Source organism: uncultured Holdemanella sp., from assembly GCF_958348295.1.
Classification (GTDB): Bacteria; Bacillota_I; Bacilli_A; order Erysipelotrichales; family Erysipelotrichaceae; genus Holdemanella.
The window spans coordinates 24,147-35,769 of sequence record NZ_CATVYQ010000019.1 but is presented as its reverse complement, the minus strand read 5'-3'; the positions used below and the strand labels follow the sequence as shown (position 1 = coordinate 35,769).

The 11,623-nt window shown below is 32.5% G+C and carries 15 protein-coding genes; 3 read left to right on the top strand and 12 right to left on the bottom strand.

The genetic code is table 11. From position 1 onward, the window contains the following. Window positions 1–12 precede the first annotated feature (12 nt). Genes Q3907_RS05105 through Q3907_RS05080 form a run of 6 tightly spaced genes read right to left on the bottom strand, consistent with a single transcriptional unit; the run spans window position 13 to window position 3,867 of the window. On the bottom strand, window positions 13–1,608 hold the full coding sequence (locus Q3907_RS05105) for an AarF/ABC1/UbiB kinase family protein (RefSeq protein WP_295645349.1): 1,596 nt from the start codon (window positions 1,606–1,608) through the stop codon (window positions 13–15). Continuing rightward, complete coding sequence (locus tag Q3907_RS05100) at window positions 1,605–1,745, bottom strand: hypothetical protein (protein WP_295645347.1); 141 nt, start codon at window positions 1,743–1,745, stop codon at window positions 1,605–1,607. Before Q3907_RS05100 ends, Q3907_RS05105 begins: the two co-directional genes overlap by 4 nt. Window positions 1,746–1,800: 55 nt before the next feature. Then, window positions 1,801–2,271 (bottom strand): hypothetical protein, encoded by a 471-nt coding sequence (locus tag Q3907_RS05095; protein ID WP_301897544.1) that lies wholly within the window; start codon window positions 2,269–2,271, stop codon window positions 1,801–1,803. Continuing rightward, on the bottom strand, window positions 2,264–3,151 hold the full coding sequence (locus Q3907_RS05090) for a DUF1700 domain-containing protein (protein ID WP_118010886.1): 888 nt from the start codon (window positions 3,149–3,151) through the stop codon (window positions 2,264–2,266). The genes Q3907_RS05095 and Q3907_RS05090 overlap by 8 nt, the downstream gene beginning before the upstream one ends. Before the next feature lies 1 nt (window position 3,152). Then, entirely contained in the window at window positions 3,153–3,467 is a 315-nt protein-coding gene (locus tag Q3907_RS05085) for a PadR family transcriptional regulator (RefSeq protein WP_003864049.1), read from the bottom strand. Continuing rightward, window positions 3,451–3,867: a hypothetical protein gene (locus tag Q3907_RS05080; RefSeq protein WP_295645336.1), complete on the bottom strand. Its 417-nt coding sequence runs from the start codon at window positions 3,865–3,867 to the stop codon at window positions 3,451–3,453. Before Q3907_RS05080 ends, Q3907_RS05085 begins: the two co-directional genes overlap by 17 nt. A 459-nt stretch (window positions 3,868–4,326) precedes the next feature. Between Q3907_RS05080 and Q3907_RS05075 the strand changes: the two genes are divergently transcribed. Then, entirely contained in the window at window positions 4,327–4,899 is a 573-nt protein-coding gene (locus tag Q3907_RS05075; RefSeq protein ID WP_301897543.1) for a hypothetical protein, read from the top strand. Window positions 4,900–5,203: 304 nt separating this feature from the next. Here Q3907_RS05075 and Q3907_RS05070 read toward each other — a convergent pair whose 3' ends face one another. Next, the gene (locus Q3907_RS05070) at window positions 5,204–6,646 is read right to left on the bottom strand and encodes a leucine-rich repeat domain-containing protein (protein ID WP_301897542.1); all 1,443 of its coding nucleotides are present in this window, start codon (window positions 6,644–6,646) and stop codon (window positions 5,204–5,206) included. Between the two features lie 218 nt (window positions 6,647–6,864). Here Q3907_RS05070 and Q3907_RS05065 point away from each other — a divergent pair, with 218 nt between their 5' ends. Then, window positions 6,865–7,077: a cold-shock protein gene (locus Q3907_RS05065; RefSeq protein ID WP_040466022.1), complete on the top strand. Its 213-nt coding sequence runs from the start codon at window positions 6,865–6,867 to the stop codon at window positions 7,075–7,077. Between the two features lie 58 nt (window positions 7,078–7,135). Continuing rightward, the gene (locus tag Q3907_RS05060; protein ID WP_295646930.1) at window positions 7,136–7,606 is read left to right on the top strand and encodes an HD domain-containing protein; all 471 of its coding nucleotides are present in this window, start codon (window positions 7,136–7,138) and stop codon (window positions 7,604–7,606) included. Here the strand turns inward: Q3907_RS05060 and Q3907_RS05055 are convergent. Genes Q3907_RS05055 through sufU form a run of 5 tightly spaced genes read right to left on the bottom strand, consistent with a single transcriptional unit; the run spans window position 7,603 to window position 11,612 of the window. After that, a complete protein-coding gene (locus tag Q3907_RS05055; protein WP_301897541.1) occupies window positions 7,603–8,646 on the bottom strand; it encodes a hypothetical protein in 1,044 nt (347 codons plus the stop codon). The genes Q3907_RS05060 and Q3907_RS05055 overlap by 4 nt on opposite strands. Before the next feature lie 16 nt (window positions 8,647–8,662). Continuing rightward, complete coding sequence (locus Q3907_RS05050; RefSeq protein ID WP_301897540.1) at window positions 8,663–9,283, bottom strand: GDSL-type esterase/lipase family protein; 621 nt, start codon at window positions 9,281–9,283, stop codon at window positions 8,663–8,665. Continuing rightward, window positions 9,280–9,777 (bottom strand): 5-formyltetrahydrofolate cyclo-ligase, encoded by a 498-nt coding sequence (locus Q3907_RS05045; protein ID WP_301897539.1) that lies wholly within the window; start codon window positions 9,775–9,777, stop codon window positions 9,280–9,282. The genes Q3907_RS05050 and Q3907_RS05045 overlap by 4 nt, the downstream gene beginning before the upstream one ends. Then, the gene (gene sufB / locus Q3907_RS05040; protein WP_301897538.1) at window positions 9,770–11,173 is read right to left on the bottom strand and encodes a Fe-S cluster assembly protein SufB; all 1,404 of its coding nucleotides are present in this window, start codon (window positions 11,171–11,173) and stop codon (window positions 9,770–9,772) included. Before sufB ends, Q3907_RS05045 begins: the two co-directional genes overlap by 8 nt. Next, on the bottom strand, window positions 11,166–11,612 hold the full coding sequence (gene sufU / locus Q3907_RS05035; protein WP_301897537.1) for a Fe-S cluster assembly sulfur transfer protein SufU: 447 nt from the start codon (window positions 11,610–11,612) through the stop codon (window positions 11,166–11,168). Before sufU ends, sufB begins: the two co-directional genes overlap by 8 nt. Window positions 11,613–11,623 lie beyond the last annotated feature (11 nt).

Sequence of the window (11,623 nt, the reverse complement as noted above, 5' to 3'; positions counted from 1 at the left end):
TTATATCCCCTTTTAAAACGACTTGTTCTTTCTATGTAAAAATAACATTTTGAAGAATAACCAGACACTCATACCAATCGCAATAATATACCCAATAAATCCAATGGCAGGTATTCCCATGATCATAGGCTTCATCTTTGTAGTACAAATTAAACTTGATCCAACAACTAATGCCGCAATCAACACGCATACAATCAATCGATTCACCATCTGATCTATTTTAGCTAATGGAGCTTGTGATCCCATTAAATTCAAGTTCACTTTTATCTGTCCTCTTTGAACCATTCTTAAAACATCACTTGCCTGTACTGGAATATCAATAGAATGTGATAATGCATCTACACTACGTTTTATACCTGATTTGATTTCTTTTTCCCAATCAATCTGCGTCAAACTTGACTTATGACTCATGGCAATCTTCATCGTATTCATATTTGGATCTAAAGCCGTTAATGTTCCTTCAATTGTCATCATCGAACGAGCTAACATACTGATTCCTTTTGGCAAAGAAATAGAGTATACGTGGCAAATTGAAAACATGTCCTGCACAAGTTTTGCGACATCAATTTCGGCATAAGGTACACTCAAATATTGATTCATAAACTTTTCCATGTCGTTACAAAAAGCAGAATAATCAATTTCTTTCTTGCAGTCTCCAATTATCAAAATACAATCCACTAGTTTTTGAGTATCTTTTAAGGCAATAGCACGAACGGCAGATTTCATGGTTTCTCTTTCGTTCACATCCAACAGACCCATCATACCAAAATCAATCCAAACGATTTGATTATCACGAATTCTTAGATTTCCTGAATGTGGATCCGCATGAAAGAATCCATTTTCAACAATCTGCGATATATAATTAAATGCCAATTTATCGGCAATTTCACTTCGATTATAGCCTAGTTCATCTAATTTTTTTGAATCCGTGATTTCAACACCATCTACATATTCCATCACAAGAATATTTTTCCTAGTATATTCATCATAAATTCTAGGTGCATCAATAAATTTACAATCTTTATATTCATCCTTAAATCGTTTCGCATACTGTGCTTCAATCGTAAAATCCATTTCTTGTTTGGCCGTGTACCAAAATTCATCGATAACCATATCTAGGTCTACTACACTTGAAACAATATCGGATAGATTTAATATTTTTACAGCTTTTCTTAATAATGCGACATCACGTTCCATCCACTCATAAATTTTTGGTCGTTGAATCTTTAAAACAACTCTTTCTTTTGTCTTTAGAGTTGCCGCATGTACTTGTGCTATGGATGCTGAACCAAGACAGACTTCATCAATACTTTCAAATTCTTCATCAAACAAATCACCATATGTATCTTGAATAATTTGTTCAACCATCGAAAAAGGCATAGGTGTTACATGAGAGCGAAGCTTCATCAATTCTTTGCAATAGCGCTGAGAAAATAAATCCTGTCTTGTTGACATGATTTGGCCAATTTTGACAAATGTCGGCCCTAAATCTTCAAGAATCATACGAAACTTAACGGGATCCATTCCCTTTTGAAGGTGGTGTTTTCTAAGTATTGATACAATCTGGGCAAATCTAGCACTTGTTGACATCGTTTTTGTATCACTCATTTTTTCACATCCTGTCTTCTATGTAAAGGTGTATTGGTCACTTTACTCTTTTTTAATACCTTACGTGTATTGGATTTCTTTTTATCTTCCACAAGAATCATTTTCAACAAACGACTCCAATCTTTATTATTTTTCATAACAGTATTTTAACATACTTGTTAAAAATCAAAAAGAAACAGTATAAACTGTTCCTTAATAGTAATCATCGACCAATGTAATTTTATCTTTTAAAGCCTTACCATAACGAATACTTATATGAATTTCATTATTTTTCGCATAATATTCATCATATGACTTTGTTCGAAATGTTTTAAATATTATTTGAAAATCCTTTGACATCTCATAATCATCCATCTGCAAATCCAATTGATCTTCATCCTGTACAATATGAAGCATTTTAGGATATGTAATTACCAACACATCATCTTGCAGCTTATCATCTTCGACCATTTCATCCACAACGACACGCACATCGCCTACAGAACTTAAATACGTCTTTGTATATAAGCGAGCGCTATTTGGCATTGAAGTTGTCATTGTCTGTGTTTCTTGAGATAAATCCATTTGATGGGGACTAATTTGACTGAATTCATATACAAAGGTTCCAACACCAAACACAAATAATAAGATTGAAGCAACGAGTAATACACCTAATTTACGCATTTGTATCCACCTTCTTTGGCCATGCACGAAATAACATCAATAGAATAGCCAAGCTTCCTAGTACAAAGGCAATATCTATACAATAGAGTCCTAAACTGGTTGTGGCATACATCATACTTACATAAATCATCACAACAAAACCGATACCACTACCAATCAATATGCATGAAACTGGAATCATTGCAAAAACAAGTATCACCTTTAATATATCCGATTCAACATGATGCACTTTTCTTTCATGATATAATGGGCGATCTGGTGTTGGAGGCAAATCATTCGATTTGATATTGTCATTCCACGTTTCCTTAATATCATCCATCACACCTACATGATTTGCATGTAAACGATAGCGTTCTACTCTTTTGGCCATGACCTTCACAAAGAAATAAATCGCAATACATACGTATAGAAGACGACATAAACTTAACATAAAGTCTGTAATCGCATAGAATCCTGCAAAGAAAGAGAAAATCATAGACAACACGATTCGACATAATAGATCTACCACAATCAGTTTTCCAATCCACAAAATCAATACAAGTACAAATGCATCGAATATGATGTGGAAGATTTCATTCATCGAAAAATTTCCTAGTTTAGAAAACATTCCCTCCAATTTTGCATATACCTTATCAATTGTTTTATCAGCTTTACTTGATAACGGATCCATCGAATCTGTATTGATTTTATAGGCAGACAAAATCTCTTTAGCCAATTCATCCACATCTCCAAAGCCGGCTACGGCCTCTTCTTCTGATACGCCACTTGCGATCTTGTCATCAATATAGGTTCCATATTCTAGGATAATATCTTCTTTTTCTTTATCATTGATCAATGATAATTTTTGATTCAAAAGATCTAAAAATTCACTTTTTAACATTTTATTTCACTCCCTTCAAATATGTATTTACACTCTCTGAAAAATTGGTCCATTCTTCTAATAAAGCCTCATATCTTGCAAGTCCTAGACTTGTGATATGATAATATTTTCTTGGAGGGCCTTCTGTTGATTCTTTTAAATAAGATTCTAATAAATGATCATTCGATAAACGCTTCAGTAAAGGATAAATCGTTCCTTCATTAACTTGAATCACTTCATTAATTCTAGATACAAGTTGATATCCATATAGATCATCGGCCACAATCGCCTTTAATACGATCAATTCTAAAACACCTTTTTTAAATTGAGTATTCATGTGCTACACCCTTACTCTTTCCTATCAAAGATGGTTGAAACACATCCACATACATCTTTTCTAAAGTTGATAACGAAATTTGACGAATCGATTGTACATATTTAAAATCTGAGTTCAAAATCTTATTTTTATATTTAAGTTTCATTTCGTATGCCTCATTATACTCAATAGCACCTATACCAATCACTTGAACACACATAAATAATTTTAAAGCTTTATTTAATCCCATCACTTTCCCATTACGAATCCATCCGCAAAAATAAACAGGAATATTTTGGAAAGAATATCCAGATATATGATCAATAGAAATCACTGGAAGATTATATTTTTTGCCTAAACACTGCGCATATTCTTTTGTTGCCCCATGTTTAGAGCAATATATAACAGCTCTTGGTTGCATATTATCACCTCTTCGCTATTATGATATACACACTACCTTGGATTGTCAAGTACTGTGTAATATGTATTTAATTTAGATGAATTTAACATTTAATATTCACTTTATTTTAAAATATCCATCTGTTAAATATTGTAGTAGAATATAAGTGATAAATTTCTTTTATATAAAGTTTTAAAGCAAACATCACAATGAACGCAACACTTTATATTTATTCAATAATATAAATATATCGCATAGCTTATAAGATGTTTATATTGAATCTAATCGTACAATAATAGGTATAAATATATTCGATCAATTTAACAAATTAATCATTGACACCCAATTACGGTTTTGCTAAGATAGGTTTACCTTAACGGATATGTTAAGTAATCAGTTAACTCGGTCTTAGTCGGAACCCCCAGTATAAGGGATTAGGTTGTGACTAAGGCCTTTTTTCATTTGGAAAGGATATAAAAAATGAATCATAACGATGGAATTAAAACAGCTATTCTTGTTGATGGTGGTTTTTACAGAAGAAGAGCTTATGCATGTCTAGGTGACTTAACCCCAAAAGAAAGAGCTGATGAATTAGATGTATATTGTAGAAGACATTTAACTGAACGTATCAATGGAGAAAAAGTAAATCATTCACTATATAGAATATTCTATTACGACTGTGAACCTGTGGATAAAACAATATATAATCCATTTGCGAAATCAAATGTAAATTTAGGTAAGTCTCCAACTTATGAATGGACAAATGCCTTCTTTGAAGAACTAAAGAAAAAACGTAAATTTGCGATTCGATTAGGACAACTTGCTGTTCAACAAGCAAACTATAATCTTTCCCAAAAAGCTTTTAAAAAGTTGTGTAACGGTACTCTTAATTTTTCTGATTTATCTGAATCAGATATAATCCTAAATATTGACCAAAAAGGAGTTGATATGAAAATTGGTTTAGTGACTTCATCTGAATTCTCATGGTTAACCTTTTTCGCTACAAGGGTACTATCACTGATTTTAAAGTATACTAGAATTCCTTGTCCATGAGATCTCCCAGGGTAAGATATGAGCCCTATTTCTTTCACAACGCCTTGATTTACTGTCTTGGTTTTACGTTTACCCTTTGGACTTCGATTTGATTCGCAATCTCATCCACCATTTAGCCTCATCAAGTTTCTATGCGTACGCTCGAAAGAATCGTTACACCACTTCATCCACCCATGACATCACTGTCAACGGCTTGTGGTTCACTACACTTGGCGGTAACTACCCGTGGTTGGTTTATCTCCAACTGGACTCATGCCATGCCTGGCACACGAAGTAAATCCCCTTTGTTTAAAGGGGATTTTGTTTAATTCGTAAATTTTTCGTAGAACTCCATACTCTCTAATACACTTGTATCCTGAATTGGATTATCATCTAATCTTAGAGCTTCTAATAACTCTAGATTTTTTAATGGAGTCACATCAGTAACGTAATTTGCCTTTAATGTTAGAGAACGTAAATATTTAAGTTTTGACAATGGCGTTAAATCTGTAATCGCATTATGATCTAAACGTAAGTATGAAATAAATTCAAGATTTTCTAATGGCGTTAAATCTTCAATAACATTATTATATAAATCTACATCGCAAAGATTCGTAAGTTCAGATAATGGTTTTAAATCTTTAACATTATTGTTTTCTAAAGAAATGATTTCTAATTGTTTCATATCTTTTAAACAAGTAATATCCTTGATTTGATTACGACCTACATTCAAATACACCATATTCTTTGAATCTTTTAAGATACGAATGTCTTTAATGCGATTAGTGAATAGATTCAAATGTTTTAATTGATACGCATTCTTTAAAAAATCAATTCCTGTTAACTGACAGAATTTCGCATCTAAACTTTCCAAATGATCTACATTTGTGAACTTTTCTAAATTCTTCAAGCGATTCTTAGACACATTTAACTCTTTTAAATCACCTAAACTATTTAATAATGACATATCTTTGAATCCAGTTTGTTCCATAGACAAAGATTCTAAATGATTCAATTCCTTTAAGAAGGTAAAGTGATCAGGTTCATTATAAGAAATATTCAATGATTTTAGGTTAGAAAATACCTTTAATACAGAATAATCCTTTAAATATGGACAGTTTGAAACATTTAATTTCTTTAAGTTCTTCATCGATAATAATGGACTTAAATCAGACATTAAATTTGTATTTAAATCCAATTCTTCAACATTCGAAAGATATGTTAAATCTTCAATATTGAATAATCGCATACCACCCATATCTAATTTTTTTAATTTTTTAAGTACACCTAAGATCGCATAGCTAAATGGACCATTTTCTGTGTTGATATGAACTTCTTCTAGTTTTTTACAATGTTCCAAATAAATCAAGCTATCTACTTTTGCCTTTGAAAGATTCAATACTTCTAAATCAATCATGGCTGCAACGCTTGAAATATCCATTGTATATAAGTTATTTCTTGAAACATTTAATTTTTTTAGTTGTCGAAAGCCATGTAAAGCCTGTAAGTCCCTTAACTGATTTCGTGATACATCTAAGTAAACCAAGTTATGTAAATCACGAATAGGATCTAATGTCTGTAGTTTGTTGTTGCTTGCATTTAATGTCTCTAAATTCTCAGCATACTGTAAACCTTCTAAAGTTTCTATTTCATGATTTTGAACCTCTAGATGAACTAGATTCTTCATCATTTCCTCAGTTAATTCTTCTTCTTTAACACGCAATGTACGTGCAATAACACTGCGTAAAGCATCATCTTGAATAAGCATAAAACACATGCCCTCCTTTTTATATAATCATTATAAACAAAATATGACACAATAACTATACAAAAATGTTATTTTTGAATGACATTATTGTTAGAAAATGATAAAATGAAAGCAGTTAAGGATTAGACTCATATTCTGATTGTGATAAATGCTATTGTATGCAAATACTTTCTATTTTAACGGTCGAAGGATATTGGCTTAGTCCAGGAGGTATAGGCATGAGCACAGGTAAAGTAAAATGGTTTAACGCTGAAAAGGGTTATGGATTCATTACCAGTGAAGATGGAAAAGATGTATTCGTACACTATTCATCAATCAATTCTGAAGGATTTAAAACTTTAGAAGAAGGACAAACTGTTACTTATGATGTTGTTGAAAGTGATCGTGGTCAACAAGCTAACAATGTCACAGTTGTAGATACAGCTGCGTAGAAATTTGTTCGAATCAAGCGCACATTGTGCGCTTTTTTCATGAAAGGGAGGGATTATTATGTTAGAGCGATACGAAAAAGTTAAAGAATATGTATATGGGCAATATGCCAAAATTTATAATGAAGATCTTAAGATTGCAGCCCTTACACATACCGCAAGTGTGGATTTATCCATCACTTTTATTGCGATGGCAAGAGGCACAAATTTAGAACGTGCTAAAGTGGCTGCCCTTTTTCATGATTATGCTCAATTTATCGATAATTGTCCTCATGCTCAACACGCTAAATTATCAAGCCTTCATGCTTATAAATATTTAAAAGAATGTGGTTTATTTAAAACAACTGAAATCGATGATATCACATATGCGATTCGACAACATTCAAAAAAAGAATCTTTTGACTCACCATTATGTGAAGCATTAAAAGATGCAGACGTATTAGCTCGATTTTTAGAAAATCCAGAAAAACCTCTTGTAGGAATAAAAAGACAGCGCCTGCTCAATGCCTGCGCTGACATTCAAAGTCATTAAAACTTTTGATAAAACAATTCGACACTTGCATCGAGTTGTTTTTTTAATTGATTAAAAACTTTCATAAACAAGTCTTTATCGTAAACGATCCAATCAATATACGAAAAACTTTTACCAATGGATCCACCAACTACTTTTCCAGCATGTACTTTAGAGATAGCTTCATCCAGTTGTTTTGATAACTTTTGACGATATAAAGCATCCTCTTTATTATGGAAAGGATTTGAATAATAAACATATCCAAATTCACCATCTTTACTACTAAGATCTGCCAAAACCTCTTCCTTATTCTCAATTGTTTGTTCAACCAATAAAGGATGTGTTGTAAAAATCAATTTCATGTCTTTTCTTAGAGCGTCATGCGCAAAATCTTGAATTGGCTGATAAACCGAATAAATATCGATTGGCTTATCATATACTTTCCAATGATTTTTTTCAACAAGTGCCATGATTACTTCATAAAAATCCATCATTTGACAGAATTTCATATTTGAATCTGGCGTATCAATAAAATCAACGCGGCAAATATATGCCTCATATGCAAGTTCACCAATCGCAAGTTCTAATAGATACATACTCATTTCTTTTTTATTTTCAGGGTTTCCAATTAAGTTAAATCCAGGACAATATACTTTACAATCTAACATATCATTTTCAATTTGATAAAAGACATGAAAATCTGCCAAAGTATATTCTTCGTTCTTGATTTGAACCATAGCTTGAATCGCCTTTTGCGACATTGCAGGTAAACAAGCATTCATGATCCAATTTTGTTTTACAGATTTTGGTGCAATATCACAAAGCATCTGACATAGATATTGTGTCGTCTTATTTGGACCTGTATCAAAGGTCATCTCAAAAGAATCATAAAAATTTTCGACAAAGAAATGGGCACCACTCATTTCCATCACTTCTTCATCCAATTCTTGGATAATTTCGTTTAATTCTTCATATTGTTCTGATTTTAAATAATTAATGATCGCATCTTGCTTCTTTTCAAAATGCTTCCAGAACGCTAAACCATTTGTATAAGCACTCATTAAGTATCTTCCTTTCCTATAATTCTTGAATCACAGATATTAACACATCTGCAACTTGTTTATGACCACTTTCATCCATGTGGATACCATCTATACTTCCAGCAATCGCATGCGTGTCAATCACTTCTACATCAAAGTCACGACATCCTTTTTCTAAATAAGGCTTTGTGTTATTTAATATTTCAAAACCAGCATCCCCAAAATTTTCTTTCGTTCTTTCGTTATTCAACCCATCTCTATTCATTTTTGGTGGACAAACCACAAAAAATTGAGGCACTTTTGATCCATCCCGATAAATTTCCGGATTCAAAGCCCTATATAATAAGGTACGAATTCCCTTTTCTAAAGATATGGAATTTGTTGAAAATTGACGCTTCGCATCATTTGTACCCAACATAATGAATACAACATCAATAGGTGCATGCGTTTTTAATACCATCGAAATCGTTTTTGCTCCATTACGATCTTCATCATAAGGATCATCTAAACATAATGTTCTTCCACATAAACCTTCCTCAATGATTTCATGTTGACTTAACTCTTGTTTAATGAGCTGTGTGAAACGATTCTTTTGTCTTGAAGCATCCTTGGCATCATATCCCCAAGTGTTACTATCCCCATAAAATAATATTTTCATCGTAAAATCCTGCTTTCTGTAATTATCATATCCAATTCAATATCTGTTGGTTTTACATCAAAAACCATTTCCTGTACATCAAAAGCTAATCCAATCTTTAATGCTGAACTATCTTTCAAATATCGATCATAATAGCCTTTTCCATATCCCATGCGATATGTTTCAAAAAAGCCTACAACAGGCACTAAAATCACATCTAATTTTTTTTCTTCACAAATTCCGATAGGTTCAATAGTTGAAAACTTTCCTTTAATTTTTTCTTCTTGATCCGAATAAAAGGCAATAGTTTTATCATCTAACATTTTAGGTATATATAAATCAAAATTATTGTGAATATGTGAATATACATCTACTTCATTACGAATAGGAATATATATACCTATTTTTCCTTTTAAAAAAGGCAAAACACAATTTGTGATTGCCTTTTCCTTTAAAAGTCTTTCTGAATTTGATAACAAACTACGCCTTTGAATACACACTTTACTCTTATCCAATGCTCTCACTCATATCTAATTTCAACATTTGATTTAATTCAACCGCATATTCCATTGGAAGTTCACGAGTAAATGGTTCTAAGAATCCCATAACAATCATTTCTGTTGCCTGAGAGCGTGTCAACCCACGCGACATTAAATAGAACAATTGTTCTTCACTAATATTTGAAACGGTAGCCTCATGCTCAATTTGAGACGTGTCATTATAAGATACATTCATTGGAACTGTGTCACTACGAGATTTCTTATCTAAGATCAACGTATCACATTCTACTTTACTCTTGGCATAGGCTGCATTTTTTGAATGTGTTACCCAACCACGATAATTGACTTCCCCACCATTTCGTGCAATCGATTTTGAAATGATTGTACTTGAAGTGTGTGGGGCCAAATGAATCATCTTGCTACCAGCATCCTGAATTTGATTTTCGCCGGCAACCGCAATTGAAATGGTTGTTCCTTTTGCGTAAGGCTCAGCTAAAATACAAGCTGGATATTTCATATTGACATGAGATCCAACATTTCCATCAATCCATTCCATATGTCCGTTTTCAAATACTTTAGCACGTTTAGTAACTAAGTTTAAAATATTGCTTGACCAGTTTTGTACAGTCGAATAACGACATTTTGCATTTTTATGTACATAGATTTCTACAACAGCCGCATGCAAGGAATCTTTTGAATATGTTGGAGCTGTACAGCCTTCTACATAATGCACATCTGCCCCTTCATCGACAATAATCAATGTTCTTTCAAATTGTCCCATCGACATTGAGTTGATACGAAAATAGGATTGTAGAGGTTTTTCCAACTTTACACCCTTTGGTACATAAATGAAAGATCCACCAGACCATACAGCTGTATTTAGAGCTGCATATTTATTGTCTGTGTATGGTACTAATTTACCAAAATATTCCTTTAATAAATCTGGACATGTTCTTAATGCAGAATCTGTATCTAAGAAAATAACACCCTTTTCTTCCACTTCCTCTAACATGTTGTGGTAAACAACTTCACTTTCATATTGTGTTGAAACACCTGCTAGAAATTTTTGTTCTGCTTCAGGAATACCTAGTTTATCAAATGTATTACGAATAGTATCTGGAACTTCATCCCATGATTTTTCTTGTTTGTCACTCGGTTTGATGTAGTAAGTATAATCATCAAAATCAATTTCGCTTAAATCTGGTCCCCAGTTAGGATTTTGTTGTTTTTCAAAAGAATGATATGCATCTAAACGAAGTTGTAACATCCATTCTGGCTCATTTTTAATTTTTGAAATAGTACGCACCGTTTCTTCGTTTAAACCTTTTTGTGTTTTATATACACTTACATCCTCATCATGAAATCCATATTCATATTCACTAGAAAGTGCGATATCTTTTTCATTACTCATTTTTTCCATCCTCACTTTCTTTAATCATTTCACGCATAGCCTTCCATCCAATTGTGGCACAATTGATACGATTGGCTTGTTTTCCAACGTTTTGAAATGCGATAGCCTCATCTAAAACGTCTTCATCATATTCTTTTTGATCAATCATCTTGAAATAATTGTCCATAATTTCTTTCGCTTCTTGAGTTGTCTTACCTTTTAATAATTCAGACATAATTGAAGTCGAAGCTGTTGAAATCGTACAGGCAACACCATCAAAACGAATATCATCAATTTTTCCATTTGAAATTTTTGTCTGCACCGTAATATCATCAATACAAGAATCGCTCGCCATATGACGTGACATATAATCATCTTTGTCTGTCAACTTTTTATTACGAGGATAGTCATAATGGTCCATAATAATCTGGCGCATCAACATTGGATCAATATTTGACATAATCAAGCTTC